This is a genomic window from Candidatus Didemnitutus sp., from assembly GCA_019634575.1.
GTDB lineage: Bacteria > Verrucomicrobiota > Verrucomicrobiia > Opitutales > Opitutaceae > Didemnitutus.
In genome coordinates, this window is sequence record JAHCAY010000001.1 from 1,038,061 (window position 1) to 1,055,372 (window position 17,312).

Annotated in this window: 11 protein-coding genes; 4 read left to right on the forward strand and 7 right to left on the reverse strand. The window is 66.9% G+C overall.

Annotation, left to right across the window (positions count from 1 at the left end; genetic code table 11):
• Nucleotides 1-64: 64 nt before the first annotated feature.
• The 5 genes from KF715_04295 to ppk1 all read right to left on the reverse strand — a co-directional run bounded on the left by KF715_04295 (nucleotide 65) and on the right by ppk1 (nucleotide 7,920).
• Nucleotides 65-880, reverse strand: a complete 816-nt coding sequence (locus tag KF715_04295; protein MBX3735889.1) for a phosphate ABC transporter substrate-binding protein — start codon at nucleotides 878-880, stop codon at nucleotides 65-67.
• Nucleotides 881-912: 32 nt separating this feature from the next.
• Nucleotides 913-2,172: a porin gene (locus KF715_04300; GenBank protein MBX3735890.1), complete on the reverse strand. Its 1,260-nt coding sequence runs from the start codon at nucleotides 2,170-2,172 to the stop codon at nucleotides 913-915.
• Between the two features lie 245 nt (nucleotides 2,173-2,417).
• Nucleotides 2,418-4,970 (reverse strand): DEAD/DEAH box helicase, encoded by a 2,553-nt coding sequence (locus tag KF715_04305; protein ID MBX3735891.1) that lies wholly within the window; start codon nucleotides 4,968-4,970, stop codon nucleotides 2,418-2,420.
• A 119-nt stretch (nucleotides 4,971-5,089) separates the two neighbouring features.
• Nucleotides 5,090-5,755: a metallophosphoesterase gene (locus KF715_04310; GenBank protein MBX3735892.1), complete on the reverse strand. Its 666-nt coding sequence runs from the start codon at nucleotides 5,753-5,755 to the stop codon at nucleotides 5,090-5,092.
• Nucleotides 5,756-5,760: 5 nt separating this feature from the next.
• Complete coding sequence (gene ppk1, locus KF715_04315; protein MBX3735893.1) at nucleotides 5,761-7,920, reverse strand: polyphosphate kinase 1; 2,160 nt, start codon at nucleotides 7,918-7,920, stop codon at nucleotides 5,761-5,763.
• 197 nt (nucleotides 7,921-8,117) lie between these two features.
• Between ppk1 and KF715_04320 the strand changes: the two genes are divergently transcribed.
• The 3 genes from KF715_04320 to KF715_04330 all read left to right on the forward strand — a co-directional run bounded on the left by KF715_04320 (nucleotide 8,118) and on the right by KF715_04330 (nucleotide 11,543).
• Entirely contained in the window at nucleotides 8,118-9,344 is a 1,227-nt protein-coding gene (locus KF715_04320) for a glycosyltransferase family 1 protein (GenBank protein MBX3735894.1), read from the forward strand.
• Nucleotides 9,341-10,183 carry a UDP-2,3-diacylglucosamine diphosphatase gene (locus KF715_04325; GenBank protein ID MBX3735895.1) on the forward strand — a complete coding sequence of 281 codons (843 nt, stop codon included), beginning with the start codon at nucleotides 9,341-9,343 and terminating at the stop codon, nucleotides 10,181-10,183. Before KF715_04320 ends, KF715_04325 begins: the two co-directional genes overlap by 4 nt.
• Before the next feature lie 226 nt (nucleotides 10,184-10,409).
• Nucleotides 10,410-11,543 (forward strand): galactosyldiacylglycerol synthase, encoded by a 1,134-nt coding sequence (locus KF715_04330; GenBank protein MBX3735896.1) that lies wholly within the window; start codon nucleotides 10,410-10,412, stop codon nucleotides 11,541-11,543.
• A 229-nt stretch (nucleotides 11,544-11,772) separates the two neighbouring features.
• Here the strand turns inward: KF715_04330 and KF715_04335 are convergent, their stop codons facing one another.
• Nucleotides 11,773-13,047, reverse strand: a complete 1,275-nt coding sequence (locus tag KF715_04335) for a 3-deoxy-D-manno-octulosonic acid transferase (protein ID MBX3735897.1) — start codon at nucleotides 13,045-13,047, stop codon at nucleotides 11,773-11,775.
• 100 nt (nucleotides 13,048-13,147) lie between these two features.
• Entirely contained in the window at nucleotides 13,148-14,197 is a 1,050-nt protein-coding gene (locus KF715_04340) for a deoxyhypusine synthase family protein (protein ID MBX3735898.1), read from the reverse strand.
• Nucleotides 14,198-14,347: 150 nt separating this feature from the next.
• Here KF715_04340 and KF715_04345 point away from each other — a divergent pair, with 150 nt between their 5' ends.
• Nucleotides 14,348-17,170, forward strand: coding sequence for an insulinase family protein (locus tag KF715_04345; GenBank protein MBX3735899.1), 2,823 nt, complete (start codon nucleotides 14,348-14,350; stop codon nucleotides 17,168-17,170).
• The last annotated feature ends 142 nt before the right edge of the window (nucleotides 17,171-17,312 follow it).

Below are 17,312 nucleotides of genomic sequence, written 5' to 3' on the forward strand. Positions count from 1 at the left end.
AAAGCAACGCCCGCAGCCGAGGGACGACTGCGGGCGTGAAGTCAGCACAGACTTACAGGCAAACTCAGTTGAGCGCGCGGACCGGCACGAAGCCGACCTTGCGGACCGTCTTCTGGCCCTCGTCGCTGAGGGTGAACTCGAGGAACTTGGCCGCTTCGCCGCTCGGCTCGCCGTTGGTGTAGTAGAACGTCGGGCGGGCGTAGGGATACTTCTTGGCGATCACGCTCTCCTCGGTCGGCAGCGCGCCCTCGATCGACACGGTCTTGATGCCGGGGTCGTGGAGGTAGGCGAGGCCGACGTAGCCGATGCCGTTCGGGTTCTTGGCCACTTCGGCGGCGATCTGCTCGTTACCGGCCATCTTCTGGGAGGAACCGGCGTAGTCGCGCTTCTTCATCGCGAGCTCCTTGAAGTCGGAGTAGGTGCCGGAGGACGTGTTGCGGGTGTAGATCGAGATCTTGCCCGGGTTACCGCCGACTTGGGACCAGTCGGTGATTTCGCCGGTGAAGATCTGTTCGACCTGGCGCTTGGTGAGCGTGCCGACCGAGTTGCCCTGGTTGACGATGACGCCGATGCCGTCGTAAGCGACGATCGTGGGCTTCATCGTGACGCCTTTCGCGGTGCCGGCGGAAAGCTCCGTCGGCTTCGCGCGGCGGGACGACATGCCGATCTGGGCCGTGCCGTCGATGATGGCGGCGATGCCGGTGGTCGAACCTTCAGCGGCGATTTCGAAGGCCACGCCGGGGTGGCTGGCCTTGTAGTCTTCGGCGAGCATCGGCACGAGCTTCGCGCCGAGCGTGTCGGAGCCCTTGATGACGATCTTCTGGGCGGAGAGCGTGGCCGCGGTGGCGACCGCGGCGAGGAGGAGAATCGATTTTTTGATCATGGGAGGATGTCGATGAGGGTCGGAGACCGTTAGAAGTTGATCTGCATCTGCGAGCGGATGCCGTCGGTGGTGGCCTTGGCGGAGGCGCCGGTGACGGTGTCCTTGGACTCGCCGTGGATGTAGCCGAGCTGGAGCTTGGCGTCGTTGCCGCGGAAGAACCAAGTGAGGCCGTAATACCACTCGGTCATGTTCTTCATCGTGCCGCCGCCCGGAGCCGAGCGGATGCCGTCGCTGAGATTCACGCCGCGAGCGCCCGCGTTGACTTCGGTGTAGCGGACGGTGGCTTCGAGGGTGTCCGAAATCTTGTAGGAGGGCTGCAGGTAATAGGCTTTCGGCTCGGCGTCGCGGGAGGCGTTGATGCCGTGATCGACCGTGCCCCAGAAGTATTCGCCGATGACCTCGAACGGTCCGTTGGCCACCGTGCCCCAGACCGAGTAGACCGCCATGTCATCGCCCTTGCCGAGGCCGGTGTTGGACGGGCCGCCCTGGTCGGGCAGGAGGCCGAACGAGCCGGCGACCGTGTAGGTCAGGCCGCTCTCGAGTTTCTTCGTGTAGCCGAGATTACCCCAGTAGGAGAGACTGTTGTTCGCGCTGCTGCCCGCGCTGGTCACGCCGGCGGTGCCGTCCTCGTTGCGCTCGGGATTGGTGGCGGCGACGGTGTAGAAGACGCCGTTGTCGAATTTGCCGCTGGCGAACACGCCGATGCGATAGCTGCCGGCGCCGAGACGGCGGCCGTTGTTGCTCTCGACGAAGTAGCGGGTGGCGGGCGAACGCTCGATCGCCTTCAGGCTGCCGCTGGAGGTATACCATTCCTCGAGACCGATCGGAGCCTTGCGGAAGCCGACGTCGACGGAGAGTGCGTCGTCCTTGCGCCAGGTGACGAAGGCCTGGTCGAAGGTCGAGCCGGCGAAGTCGTAGTTGAACGTGCTGCTCCAGCCGTTGCCGAGATTGGCCTTCACGCCAAAATAAATGCGGCGAAGGAAAAAGTGGCTGGTGGGAGCCGGCTGGCTGGCGGCGCCGTCGATATCCGTGCCGAGACCGGCATACTGGATTTGCAGGCGGCCGCTGAGCGACAGGCCGACCGTGCTCTTGCCGCCGGAGATCGTGGAGAGGATGCCGGCGCTCGCGTCGCGCGCGAGTTCGGCACGGAGCTCTTCCGCCTCCTGGTCTTGGATCAGACCCTTCTTGACCAGCAGATCAATCAAGGGACCGCTATCTTGAGCGAGCGCGACGCTGGCGGCGAAGAGCGCGGCGGCAGTCGCGAGCAGTTTGGATTTCAGGTTCAGCATGGTTACGGTGTTCCGGGTTTGGCGCATCGGAAAGTGCCCGACGCGTCCGCGCAGAATACCGGGCGATTGTTACGCTTTCGTGACGCCCGTGTGACGAACGCGGAAAACCAAACGGCGCGGCGGAGCCACGGTGAACGCGACCGGGAGAGTCGTCACTGTTCCTACGACGACAAAGCAGGTCCCCCACCCGTGCCGCGCGCGAATGTCTCGGCGTCGCTGGGGACAGCGACGCCCACCTCAGGCCATCAACCGCTCGTCTCGGCCGATTCCGCCGCGACGGCGGTGAGTTGGATGAGGTTGTTCAGCGACGAGAAGTGTTTCGTCCACTCGAAGTCGCCCGCGTGACCGCCGACGATCTGGTCGAAGAGTGCTTTCTTGTCGGCCTTGAGCGCCTGGATGCGCTCCTCGATCGTGCCCGCCGTGACCATGCGGTAGACGAACACGGTGTTCGTCTGGCCGATGCGGTGCACACGGTCGATGGCTTGGTCCTCGACCGCCGGATTCCACCACGGATCGAGCAGGAAGACGTAATCCGCCGCATGCAGCGTGATACCGGTGCCTGCGGCCTTGAGCGAGACGAGCATGACCGCCGCGCCCTGCGCCGACTGGAAATCCTTCACCGGCTTCTGCCGGTCGACCGTCATGCCGGTGATCTCGTAACGCGGCAGATCCGGGTAATGCGCCGCGAGCGCGCTGCGCACGCGGTCGAGCAGCGTGACGAATTGCGAGAAGATGACGACCTTGTGTCCGGAGCCGACGACCTCGGTGAGTTTCTCGATCAGCAGCTGAAGTTTGCCGGAGTCGCTGAGCGGGGCGTTGAGCCACGGCAGCAAATCCGGATCGCAGCACACCTGACGCAGGCGCGTGAGCAGGGCGAGGAAGCCGAAGGATTTCTCGCGCAGCGCGACCGTGATGTCCTCGCCGAGGCGTTGCAGGCCTTCCGAGCAGATGCGCGCGTATTCGGCGCGCTGCACTTCGGTGAGCGGGCAAAGGAGATCCATTTCCACCTTCGGCGGCAACTCGGTCGCGACCTCGTTTTTCGTGCGGCGGAGCTTGAACGGCTCGATCTGCGCGCGCAGGCGTTGGATCGTGGCGTCGCGATCGGCGGCGAGCGCGGACTCGAACCCGGCGCGCGAGCCGAGCAGGCCGGGCAGCAGGTAGCGGAAGATCGACCACAGATCGAGCTGGCGGTTCTCGAGCGGCGTGCCGGTCAGCACGAGGCGGTGTTGTGCCTTCAGCGCGAAGCACGCCTGCGTGACTTTCGCATCGGGGTTCTTGATGAACTGGCCCTCGTCGAGCACGGCGTAGCCGAAGCTCGCCGCGTCGAGCAGGGCGCGGTGCTTGCGCAGCTGCGTGTAGCTCGCGAGCCAGATGCAGGCGCCCTTGGTGTTGTTGAAATCATGGCCGGACTTCAGCGTCTCGACCTTCGCCTCGGGGAAGAAGCGCGCGATCTCCTCACGCCACACCGGCACGACGCTCGCGGGGCACACGACGATGTGGCGCAGTTCCGCCATCGGGCGGGCCTTGAGCAGCGCGATGACCTGGGCCGTCTTGCCGAGACCCATCTCGTCAGCCAGCAGGCCGTGGCAGCCCGTCTCGCAGAGGTGGTGCATCCACTCGACGCCGCGGCGCTGGTAGTTGCGCAAATACTCCGGCAGCGCGGGCGGCTCCGCGGGCGGCGTGAGCACCTTCTGGCGCCAGGCTTCCACCTCGGACCCGAGCGTGACCTTGATGCGGCTGTCGTTGAAGAGGGAGAAAATCAGATACGGCGGCACATCGCCGGTCGACTCGGCCTCCTCGAGATTCTTCTGCCACTGCTGGAGGCTGTCCCACTTTTCCTGCGCCATCGTGACGATGCCGAGGTCCGGCACGAGGAACGGCGTGCGACCGTGCTTCAACAGCGCGGCGGCCTGCTCGTCGGTGAGGAGCTTTTCGCCCGCGCGGAAAATCCAGCGGAGGTTCAGCCCGCCCGCCTCGTTCGCGCCCGCGCTGCCGCGGGCGGCCTTGCGCTCGGCGACCGCCTCGATCTCGACCGTGCGCGCACCGAGCTTGAGGGAGTCGACCTTCGCATCGACCTCGACGCCGAAGTGTTTCTTCCAGTGCGGCAGCACGTCCTTGAGAAAGCCGGGGATATCCGCCAGCGACTCCATCGCGTAGGCGTGCGTGGCCTGGTTGTAGCGGAAGTGCGCCTTGCGCGCGTAGGTGGCCAGCGCGATGAGCTTCGCGCGCTCGGCGGCGGTCGGGTGGATCGCGGTGTTGCCGAGCGCGGGGATGCGATTCTTGCCCTGCTTCCAATAAGCCAGGAAAACCAGCCCCTCGCCGGTCGCGGTGAAACTGAGCAGCAGGTCGCGATCCTTGCCGTTGCCGTTTGGCTCGGACTTCACGCCGTGGCCGTTGGTCTCGCCGTTCGCGTGACCGTTCCGGGTCATCGGCATGGGTGGCGTGCTGCCGACGGCGAGCTTGCCGGACATCTCGTCGGCCACGAGTTCCTCGATCTCGTGCAGGCCGGCGACTGCGATCGCGTGCGCGAGCGTGGCGTCCGTGGTGGAGGAGCGGACGCGCAGCTGGTCCCCTTCCCACTCGATGACGGCGTATTCCTCCTTCTTGTCGACCTTCCGGTGGATGATGGCGTCCTTCGCGCCGAGCTCGATCTCGCGGATTTCGCTGTCGCGATACATCTGGTGGCCGCGTTCGACCGGTCCGGACTCGAAGAACTGCTCCCAATCGGCCGCCAGTCTCTCAAACCAGAATTCCAGAGACTGGGGAGTGTAGACGCGCTTCGGCCCGTGGGAACTCATGCGGATAAAAGCTATCCGTTAAAAAGCGCCGCCCGCCACCGGCAACCCTTATTTTCCGGTTTTTCCGAGAGGAGGAAAGTCTCCCGGCTCCGAGCGAAACGGCCGCGGCGCCCCATGCCCTAGCCGTTCGTGTAATAACGCCGGCGCGCCCGCACCTGGACCAGTTTGCGCTCGGGAAAAATCACCGCCGTGAGCGCCCCGCCCAGCACGCAGCCGGTGTCGATGCCGAGCGTCCACTTCGTCTCCGCCACCTTCTCGCGCGGCGTGTGGCCGTAGACGACGAAGGGCGGTCCTTTCCACAACTCCGACCAATGCGGCGCGCCGGGCGCCTCGGAGCGCTTGCGCGGCTCGCCGTCCTCGTCGACCACCTGGATGCGCGTCACCACGCGCGCCGGCTGTTTCTTCCAGGGCGTGCCGGGCAGAAAGCCGCCGTGCACGAACACCGTCTCGTGCTCCGCGTCCTCGTAAGTCAGCGGCATCGCCTCGAGGTAGTCCCACGCCTTGCCGTTGATCTGCTCCAGCGTCGCGTAGTCGTATTTCTTGAGATGGCTCGGGTCGTCGGTCTTCCGGTAATTGATCAGCCGCAACTCGTGGTTGCCGAGCAGCGACGCCGTCGCATGCCGGCGCGCGAGCTGGATGACGCGCGCGCTGTCCGGACCGCGATTGATCAAGTCGCCGAGCAGCACGACGCGGTCGTCGTCGCGCGGGGCGAGCTTATCGAGGAGTTCCTCGAACTCGTCGGCGCAGCCGTGGATGTCGCCGATGGCGATGAGTCGTCCGGCCATCGGGATCAGGGCTGCGGCGCCACCTCGACAGCCGACTCGGCGCGCGCGGTCGCTTCCTGCATGAAGTAGGTTTGCGCGGAAAACGCCATCTCGCCCTCGCCGCGCGGCACGGGCGCGTAGAGCGCGTCGGGCTGGAGGCGGCGGGCGTCGACGTTGTCGCGCAGTTCCGCCGGGAGGATGTCGTCCACGATGCGCCGGCGCAGGTCCGGATCGTAGATCGGGAACAGCGCCTCGACGCGGCGGAAGAAATTGCGCGTCATCCAGTCGGCGCTGCCGGCAAAGAGGTGCGGCGAGCCGCCGTTCTCAAAGTAGTAGATGCGCGCGTGCTCGAGGTAGCGCCCGACGAGGTTGCGCACGCGGATGTTCTCGCTCTGGCCCTTGATGCCGGGTGCGAGGCAGCACGTCGCGCGCACGATGAGGTCGATCTGCACGCCGGCCTGCGACGCGGCGTAGAGGTTGTCGATCGTCACGGGGTCCACGAGCTTGTTCATCTTCGCGATGATGCGCGCCGGGCGGCCGGCGGCGGCGTGCGCGGCCTCGGCGGCGATGAGCTCCTGCACGCGCGCGTGGAAGTTGAACGGCGCGACCAGCAGGTGCTTGAACTCCGGCGTGCGGCCGAAACCGGTGAGCGCGTTGAACAGCTGCGCCACCTCGGTCGTGAGATCGACGTTGGCCGTGAGCAGGCTCAGATCGGTGTAGAGTCGCGCGGTCTTCGGGTTGTAGTTGCCGGTGCCGAGGTGCACGTAGCGGCGCAGGCCGTCGGACTCCTGCCGGATGACGAGGCTGCACTTGCAATGCGTCTTGTGTCCCACGAGGCCGAACACCACGTGCACGCCGGCCTCCTCGAGCTCGCGCGCCCACTTGATGTTGTTCGCCTCGTCGAACCGCGCCTTCAGCTCCACCAGCGCCGTGACCTGCTTGCCCCGGCGCGAGGCCTCGATGAGCGAGCGGACGATGGGCGAATCGCCGCTGGTGCGATAGAGCGTCTGCTTGATGGCGAGGACTTGCGGGTCCGTCGCCGATTGCTCGATGAAATCGACCACCGGCGTGAACGACTCGTAGGGATGGTGCAGCAACACATCGCGCTCGCGCACCACGTCGAACAGCAGCGGCTTGGCGCGCAGGAAAGGCATCTCCGCCGGAACGAACGGCGTGTATTTCAGGTCGGGCCGGTCGGTGCGCTCCCAGAGGCTCATCAGGCGCAGGAGGTTCAACGGTCCGCGCGTGCGAAAAATGTTCTCGCCCGGCGGCAGCGCCAGATGCCGGCACAGCGTCTCGAAGGTCTCCTCGTCCACGCCGTCCTCGATCTCGAGGCGCACGGCGGCGCCGCGGCGAAGATTGCGCAGCTCGTCCTCGATCTTCTTGAGCAGGTTCTCGACCTCCTCCTCGTCGATGTAGAGATCGCTGTTGCGCGTGACGCGGAAGGCGTGCGCGCTGCGGATCGTGTAGCCGGGGAACAGCGCACCGGCGCAGAGCTTGATGATGTCGCTGAGGAAGACGAAGCGCTGCACCTTCGCGTCGCCGTCGAGCAGGATGAGGCGCGGCAGGCTCCGCGGCACCGGCAGGATGGCGAGCAGCGATTCGATCTCCGGCGTCTCTGGATTATCGAGCGTGAGCAGCACGTTCATCGTCTTGTTGCCGAGCTGCGGGAATGGATGCGCCTGGTCGATCGCGAGCGGCGTGAGCACCGGCAGGACGTTCGTGGCAAAGTAGTTTTCCACCCAAGCGCGCTGCTTCGGGTCGAGCTGCGCGGGCGTGACGAAGCCGATGCCCTCCTTCGCCAGCGCCGGCACCAGCAGCTCGTGCCAGCAGCGGTATTGGTCGCGCACGAGCTTTTCCACCCCGGCGCGGATCTGTTTCAGCTGCTCGCGCGGGGTGAGCCCGTCGATGCTCGGCTCGCCGCCGGCCGAGTCCTGCTGCTGTTGCAGGCCGGCCACGCGGATCTCGAAGAACTCGTCGAGATTCGAGCTGACGATCGAGAGGAACTTCACGCGCTCGAGCAGCGGATTCGCCGGGCTCTGCGCCTGCTCGAGCACGCGGCGGTTGAAGGCGAGGTAGCTCAACTCGCGGTTGAAATACTGCCGCCGGCTGCCGCTCCCGGCGAGCGCGCGACCGACGGGGGCGGTGATTTTGACGGAACGCTTCGGGCGTTTGGCGGAAGTCATGGCTTGGGCCTCATTGGTAACGGGGTGCCGCACCCTCGGCCAGCGGCAACCCTTCGCGTCACCCGATTGTCACTTTCGACCGCGGCGCGCCGGCGTTGTTCACGCATTCGTCACGCGTCCGCCGCGGGATCTTCACACCCGCATGGGAACCTGCCGCCGCTCGACGACCGGCCGCGCCGTCGACCGGGCGCCTCTCTTTGCACCTCGTCCTCGTCACCGAAACTTACGCTCCCGAAATCAACGGCGTCGCCATGACGCTCGGCCGCCTCGTCGACGGCCTCGCTGCGCGCGGTCATCGCGTGACCGTCGTCCGCCCGCGCCAGCGCCACGAATCGCCGCGCTACACCACGACCCAGCGCCTCGCCTGCCGCCAGGTGCGCCTGCCCGGTTTTCCGTTGCCCGGCTACCCGCAACTGCGCGTCGGCTTCCCCGCGCGCCGTCGGCTGCGCCAACTCTGGACGCTCAACCCGCCCGACCTCGTCCACGTCGCCACCGAAGGCCCGCTCGGCTCCTCCGCGATCTCGGCGGCGCTCGGGCTCGGTCTGCCCGTCACCTCGAGCTTCCACACCAACTTCGACCAATACGCGCGCGACTACCGCCTCGGTTTTCTCAAGCCGCTCGTCACCGCCTGGCTCCGCCGCGTGCACAACCGCACGCTCCGCACCTTCGTGCCCACGCACGACCTGCGCGAGCGGCTCGCGCGCGAAGGCTACGCGAATCTCCGCCTCCTCTCGCGCGGGGTCGACACCCAGCTCTTCGCGCCGACACGCCGCGACGACGAGCTCCGCACCTCGTGGGGCGCCAGTCCCGGCGACCTCGTCGTCGTCCACGTCGGTCGCATGGCGGCGGAGAAGAACTACCCGCTGCTCTTCCGCGCCTTCGACGCCATCAAGGCCGCCCAACCCCGCGCCCGCCTCGTGCTCGTCGGCGACGGCCCGATGCTCGCCACCTACCAGCGCCAGCGGCCCGACGCCGTGTTCACCGGTTTCTACACCGGCGCCAACCTCGCGCGCCACTACGCCAGCGGCGACCTCTACCTGCACGCCAGCTACACCGAGACGTTCGGCAATGTCGTCACCGAGGCACTCGCCAGCGGGCTCGCCGTCAGCGCCTTCGACTACGCGGCCGCGCACGAATTCATCCGCCACGAGCAAAACGGCCTCGTCGCGTCCCCGGGTGACGAGCGCGCCTTCATTGCCCACGCCGTGCGCCTCGCCGACGACGCCGCGCTCCGCGCCCGCCTCGCCCGCGCCGGCCGCGCCACCACCGCGCGCCTCTCGTGGGACGCCGTCGTCGACGGCTTCGCCCGAGACCTCGCCGAAGCCATCGACGAGCATCGCGCCACGCACGCCACTGCTCCGGCCCATCCAAAATCGAAAATTCAAAACCCGGAATTTCCCTCGCCCGCTCCCTCCCGCCCATGAGCAAAGCCACCCTCCGCGTCCGCACCGCCATCCTCTCCGACGTCCACCTCGGCACGCCGCACTCGAAGGCCGACGAGGCCACGCACTTTCTCAAGCACGTCCGCTGCGACCGCCTCATCCTCAACGGCGACATCATCGACGGCTGGCGCCTCGCCCGCGACGGCCGCTGGACGAAGGCCCACACGCGCTTCATCCGCCGCGTCCTCACCCTCGTGCAGAAAAAGGACACCGAGGTCGTCTACCTCCGCGGCAACCACGACGACTTCCTCGCCCGCCTCCTCCCGATGACCTTCGAGCGCATCCAGCTCGTCGAGGACTGCGTGCTCGAGACGCCGCGCGGCCGCTACCTCGTGCTCCACGGCGACGTGTTCGACGGCGTGATCAAGAACATGGTCTTCCTCGCCCACCTCGGCGACATGGGCTACTCGCTGCTCCTGCGCCTCAACCGCGTCTACAACTGGTGGCGCAAGGTCCGCGGCAAGGAATACTTCTCGCTCAGCCAGGCGATCAAGGCGCGCGTGAAGCAGGCCGTCTCCTTCGTCGGCAAATTCGAGGACCAAGTCGCCGCCCTCGCCCGCTCGCGCGGCTGCGTCGGCGTCATCTGCGGCCACATCCACACGCCGGCCGACAAGCAGATCGACGGCATCCACTACCTCAACTCCGGCGACTGGGTCGAGACGATGAGCGCCATCGTCGAACATCAGGACGGCCGCTTCGAGCTGATCTACTTCAAGGATTTCCTCACCCAGTTCCCGATGCCGCAGCCCGAAGCCACCGCCGACGACTCCGACCTCACCGAACTCCCCGCCCCCATCGCCCTCGCCGCCTTCACCGCCTAACCGCCCCGACTCTTTCTCTTTCCTCTTTCTCTTAATCTTTCTCCCCCAGTCGCCCTGCGCCGCTGCAAACCAACTCCGAGAGAAAGATAAAGATTAAGAGAAGAGGAAAGAACCCGAGCCACGACGCTACACACCCGCTCACAGCTCACTATTTCCGCCCCCTCCGCCCGCTCCACTTCAACTTAAACTTCCAACTTCAACTCGCGGCGCCGCGCGCCGCTTCCCGATGCGCCGCATCCTCATCCTCAGCGCCAGCTACGGCGAAGGCCACAACAGCGCCGCCCGCGCGCTCCGCGCCGCGTTCGCCGAGCACCCCGGCGTCGAGGTCGAGGTGTTCGACCTCTTCGCCCAGAAGGCCCCGCGCCTCGACAAGATTTCGCGCCGCGCCTACCTGCGCGTCATCAATCACGCGCCGCTGCTCTGGAGCAGTTTCTACCAATGGCTCGACCGCTCGCCGCGCGCCCCGCTCCTGCTGCGCGCGCTGCGCGGCCACGCCCGCTTGCTCGCGCAAACCCTCCGCGCCCGTCGCCCCGACGTGCTCGTCAGCACTTATCCCGTCTACGCGTGGCTCCTGCAGCAGCTCCGCGCCAGCGGCTACGCGCTGCCGCCGCTCTACACCGTCGTGACCGACGCGCTCACCATCAACTCGCTCTGGTATCGCGCGCCGTCGGACGGGTGGTTCGTCACCGACAGCGCGTCCGCCGGCTACCTGCACCGCGCGCGCGTCCCCGCCGCGAAGGTCCACGTCTCCGGCTTTCCCGTCGCGGCCGCATTTGCCGACCGCGACCCGACGCTCCAGCCGCCCGACCCCGCACGCACGCGCCAGCGCCGCATTCTCTACATGATCAACTCCGGCCGCACGCGCGCGCTGGAGACCGCCCGGGCCCTCACGCTCTGGTCGAGCTGGCACATCACCTTCACCGTCGGCCGCGACGCCGTGCTGAAGCGGCAACTCGAACACCTCGTCCGGACCGCGCCCGCCCACTGCGAGATTCTCGGCTGGACCGACCGCATTCCCGAACTCCTCATGACACACCACGTCGTCATCAGCAAAGCCGGCGGCGCCACCACGCAGGAAGCGATCAACGCACTCTGCCCGATGGTCGTGAACCAGGTCGTGCCCGGCCAGGAGGAAGGCAACTGGCAGCTCCTCCGCTCGCACCGAGCCGGCGCGCTCGCCGAGACGCCGCACGAAATTTCCCAGGCGTTGCACACTATCTTCGCACACGACGGCGAACGCTGGCGCGAAATGCGCGCCGGACTCCGCCGCATCGCCCGCCCCACCGCCGCCCGCGACATCGCCACGCAAGTCCTCGCCGCCGTGCACGCTCCCGCCGTCGCAGTGTCGGGCAGAGAGTAACCTATTAGGCTACTCTTCCCCATGCCCGCTTCGCGGGAGCGCGGCGCCGCGCAACCGCTGCCCGCGCGGCAACACGTCTCTCGCGCGACACTCTCGCACGACTCCGTCAGGCAGTCATTTTTCACTCGGGAAACGCGAGGCGGTCCGGCCACCGCGAGGGCGAGTCCCAAGCGCCCGCACCCGGAAGTCGCGGGCGACCTTGCCAGCACGCTTGCGCAACGGAGACGGGCTAACCGAGCAGTCGCCTGATTTCCGCCAGCGTGCGCTCCGTGGCGCCGCGATTCGCTTCGCTCCACGCGCGCGCGGCGGCGGCGAGCTGCTCGCGCGCGGTGGCGTTCTCCAACAACTCCACGGCTGTGCGCACGAGCTCGGCATGCGTCTCGACGCGGCGCACCGCATCGGCCTCGGTGAGCGAGCGGACGATGTCGCGGAAATTCGTCATCGCCGGACCGTGCAACACCGGCTTCCCGAGGATCGCGGCTTCGACCGGTGTCTGGCCGCCATCGTGCGGCGGCAGGCTTTTCCCGACGAACACGAGATCGGCCAGCTGCGTGAGCTTGCGCAACTCGCCGGTTGTGTCGCCGACGGCCACGTCGACGGCGGCGGACGCGTTGCCCTCGGAGCGGAAGTGATACGTCAATCCGCTGCCCGCGAGCATCGTGCGGAGCGCATCGCGGCGCTCGGCGTGGCGCGGCACGAGCAGGAGCGACACGCGGTGCCCATGCGCGCGAGCCGTCTTGAGCGCCTCGACGAGCGCTTCCTCCTCGCCCGGCCAGGTTGACGAACCGAGCAGCACGAGACCGTCCGGCGGCAGGCCCACCTCGCGACGCAGCGTCCTGCGCGTCGCTTCGTCGAGCAACGGGATGGAGACATCGAGCTTCAGGTTGCCGGTGGTGGCGAGGCGGTCGGCGGGAAAACCGAGCGCGCGAAAGCGCTGTTCGTCGCGCTTCGCGGCGCACAGGATGCGGGTGATGCCACGTGCGAGTGAGCGCACCGCCCACTTGAAACGCGCGGAACGGCGGAAACTGCGATCGGAAAGTCGCGCGTTGACGGAGAGCACGGGCACGCCGCGCGCGTGGGCCGCGCGGATGTGTTCCGGCCAGCGCTCGCCTTCCATGAGAATGCAGAGATCGGGCTGCACCTGGCGCCAGGCCCGCGCGTTGAAGGCCCAGAAATCCAGCGGGAAGTAGCCGATGCCAATCGTGAGCAGGGCGTATTTTTCCTTCGCCAGCGCGTAGCCGGTGCTCGTGGTCGTCGTGAGATAGGTTTCGCAGCCGTCGCGCTTGAGTCCTTCGAGCAGCGGCCCGATCGCGAGCATCTCGCCGACACTCACCGCCTGGAGCCACACGCGCTGGCGCGTGCTCTTCGGCGACAGCTCGGGCACCTCGCCGAAGCGTCCGCCGAAGCCATCCGCGTAGCCGCCGCGCTTCCGCATCCGCCAAAGATAATACGGCGAGGCGAGGAGCAGAGCCGGCAGAAAGAGAATGCGGTAAAGCCAGATCAAGAGGCGCCCCTTTGGTTAAACACAGAGGCCGCAGAGTTCACAGAGGAATTCCTGGGCGGCCCTTGGTTTCCTCTGCGATCTCCGTGTTGAGACATTCCGCTTACCGTCCCAACACCCAGCTGAAGATCAGCGGCGCGACGATCGTGGCGTCGGATTCGACGATGAACTTCGGGGTCTTCTCGCCGAGTTTGCCCCAGGTGATCTTCTCGTTCGGCACGGCGCCGGAGTAGCTGCCGTAGCTCGTGGTCGAGTCGCTGATCTGCGCGAAGTAGCCCCACAGCGGCACGCCGGTGCGGCCGAGATCCTGGTGCAGCATCGGCACGACGCAGATCGGGAAGTCGCCCGCGATGCCGCCGCCGATTTGGAAAAAACCGATCGAGCCCTCGCCGTTGCGCAGGAGCTTCGAGGTCTTCGTATACCACTCGGCGAGCCACACCATGTATTCGATGCCGGTGCGGACAGTGTGGACGTTCTTGATTTCGCCGGTGACGCAGCGACCGGCATACATGTTGCCGAGCGTGGCGTCTTCCCAGCCGGGGACGATGATCGGGAGGTTCTTCTCGCAGGCCGCGAGCATCCACGAGTTCTTCGGGTCGATTTGGTAGCTCTTCTTGAGCTTCCCCGACCGGAGAATTTTATACATGAACTCGTGCGGGAAAAACCGCTGCCCGCTCTGGTCGGCGGCGACCCATTCCTCGGCGACGGCGGCCTCGATGCGGCGCATCGCCTCGCCTTCGGGGATGCAGGTGTCGGTGACGCGGTTCATGTGCCGGTCGAGCAGCGCCTGCTCGTCGGCCGCGGTAAGGTGACGGTAATGCGGCACGCGCTCGTAGTAGTCGTGCGCGACGAGGTTGAAGATGTCCTCCTCGAGATTCGCGCCGGTGCAAACGATGGCGTGGACCTTGTCGCGACGGATCATCTCGGCGAGCGTGATGCCGAGCTCGGCGGTGGACATGGCGCCGGCCAGCGTGACGAGCATCTTGCCGCCGGCCGCGAGGTGCGCCTCGTAGCCCTTCGCCGCATCGAGCAAGGCGGCGGCGTTGAAGTGGCGGTAGTTTTGCGCGATGAATTTCGAGACCGGTCCCTTCTTCTTCGCGAGGGCCGCGTTGATGTCCTCGGGACGTTTCGTCTGGCGTTTGGCTTTGGTCATTTTGCCGAGTAGAAAGCCGGTGCGCGACCGGGTCACGAAAAATCTCTCCCCGCTGGCCGACGCGACGCGGCCGCGCCAGTCGGAAATCTCCCCCGAATTGCCTATGGCCGCACACTTGCCACCGCCCGGCTCCTCGGCGATGGTGCCGGCATGTTGTCCCGCATCGCCTTCCTCCTGTGCCTGGCGATCGCGCCGCTCGTCGCGGCGCCGATCACTTCGCAACTCCCCCACGAGACGTCCGACCTGCCCGTCGATTCGACGGTGAAATGGGGCCGCCTCGACAACGGCATCCGCTACGCGATCATGCCGAATCACGAGCCGAAAGGCCGCGCCAGTCTCCGCTTCGTCGTTCGCGCCGGCTCGCTCAACGAGACCGACGATCAGCGCGGCCTCGCGCACTTCCTCGAGCACATGGCCTTCAACGGCTCGAAGCACTACGCGCCCGGCACACTCATCGAGTTTTTCCAGCGCCTCGGCATGAGCTTCGGCGGCGACACGAACGCCTTCACCAGCTTCGACCGCACCGTCTACATGCTCGAGCTGCCCGACACCCATGCGGAGACCGTCGACAAGGCCTTCACGCTCTTCGCCGACTACGCCGGCGGCCTGTTGCTCCTCGACGACGAAATCAACAAGGAGCGCGGCATCATCCTCAGCGAAAAGCGTGCGCGCGACTCCATCGAGTTCCGCCAGTTCATCGGCGAATTCGAATTCCTCCTCCCCGACGCGCGCTTCATCCAGCGCATCCCCATCGGCAGCGAAGAGGTCATCACGAAGGCCCCGCGCGAGCGCTTCGTGAATTTCTACGACACCTGGTATCGCCCGGATCTCATCAGCGTCATCGCCGTCGGCGATTTCGATCCGGCCGCCATCGAAGCGGTCCTGAAGGAAAAACTCGCACCCATCGCCCCTCGCGCCCCCGCCGCGCTCCAGCCCTCGTTCGGCCACGTCAGCGCCGTCAACGGCGTCGTGGCCAAGCTCCTCTCCGAACCCGAAGCCGGCGCCGTGCAAGTGTCGATCCAGACCGTCACGCCCTACAGCTACGAGCCCGACACCGCCGCCAATCGCCTCAAATACCTCCCGCGCCAGCTCGCCCTGCGCATGCTCAACCGCCGCTTCTCCATCCTCGCCAAGCAGGAAGGCGCGCCGTTCCTCAGCGGCCAGGTCGGCGCGACGGAGCAATTCGATTTCTTCCGCAACGCCTCCGTCGAACTCACCTGCAAGCCCGAGCAATGGCGCGCCGCGCTCGGCGTCGGCGAACAGGAACTGCGCCGCGCCCTCGAATTCGGCTTCCAGGCGCCCGAGCTGAAGGAGGCCGTCGCCGCCACCCGCAACGCCCTCGAACAAGCCGTCCGCTCCGCCTCCACGCGCCGCTCCGAGGGCCTCTCCATGCAGCTCGTCGATTCTCTCGTCGACCAAAACGTCTTCACCCATCCGAAGACCGAGCTCGAACTCCTCGCCCCCGCGCTGGACAAGATCACCGTCGCCGACTGCCTCGCCGCCCTCCGCGCCGCCTTCGCCGAGCAGACCGGCCGCCGCCTCTGGATCACTGGCAACCTCACGCTCGACCAGGCCGAGACCCAGATCGTCGCCGCCTATGAAGCCAGCCGCGCCATCGCGGTGAAGCCGCCCGCCAAGATCGAGGAACTGTCTTTCGCCTACACCAACTTCGGCACGCCCGGCACCGTGAAGCACGAGCAGAAAGTCGACGACCTCGGCACCACGCTCCTCGAATTCGCCAACGGCGTCCGCGTCAACCTCAAGCCCACCGACTTCGAGGCCAGCCGCGTCCGCATCAGCCTCCGCATCGGCGGCGGCCGCCTCACCGAGCCGGCCGACCAGCCCGGCCTCGCATTCCTCTCGAGCAACACCTTCCTGCTCGGCGGCCTCGGCAAACACGGCATCGACGACCTCCAGCGCATCCTCGCCGGCAAGACCGTCGGCCAGAACTTCGCCATCAACGGCGACGCGTTTATCTTCAACGCCTCCACCAACAAGACCGACCTCACACTCCAGTTGCAGCTCCTCGCCGCCTATCTCACCGACCCCGGCTTCCGTCCCGAGTCGATGCGTGTGTTCGCCAAACGCTTGGACGAATTCTACACCCGCCTCGGCAACACCGTCGAAGGCCCGCTCCAAACCGACGTCCCGCGCCTCCTCGCCAACGGCGACAAGCGCTTCGGCGTCCCGCCCAAGGAAGTCGCCATGGCCCGCACGCTCGCCGAGTCGAAGGCGTGGCTCACTTCCCAATTCGCCCGCGGCGCCATCGAGATCGCCATCGTCGGCGACTTCGACGCCCCAGCCGCCACCGCCGCCGTCGCCGCCACCTTCGGCGCCCTGCCCCCGCGCGAAGCCAAGCCCGCCTACGACGCCGAGCGCCAAGTCAGCTTCGGCCAACCCACCGCGCAGCAGTTCTTCGTCGTGACCGAAATTCCCAAGGGTGTGGTGCAGATCTTCTGGCCCGCCACCGACGGCCGCGAAGCCCACCTCTCGCGCCGCCTCAGCATGCTCGCCTCCGTGCTCAACGACCGCCTCCGCGTGAAAATCCGCGAGGAAATGGGCGACACCTATTCGCCCGACGCCGGCGCCAGCCTCAGCGACACCTACAAAGGCTACGGCCACCTCGTCGCCCAAGCCACCGTCGCCCCCGACAAAGCCCGCGCCGTCGCCGACGCCATGAAAGCCGCCGCCGCCAGCCTCTTCGAGAAAGGCGTCACAGAAGAGGAACTCGTCCGCGCCAAGCAGCCGATCCTCACCGGCGTCCGCCAATCGCTCCGCACCAACCCCTACTGGCTCGGAAGCGTCCTCTCCTCCGCGCAGGAAACCCCCGAGCGCCTCAGCTGGGCGCGCGACCGACTCCCCGACACCGAGTCGATCACCGCCGCCGAGCTCACGAAACTCGCCCACCTCTACCTCGACCCGGCCAAGGCCAGCGAATTCATCTCCCTCCCCGAGCCGAAGAAGGCGAACTGAGCGCGCGCATCATCCCAGTTCCGAAAAATTCAAATCCGCGGCTGCCCCCAGCCGCGGATTTTCTTTTGCCCTGCCGCATCTCGCTCCCCGGTCTGACCATGCCGCAGCCGGTTGCCACGAAACCCAACCCGCGAAACCGCAA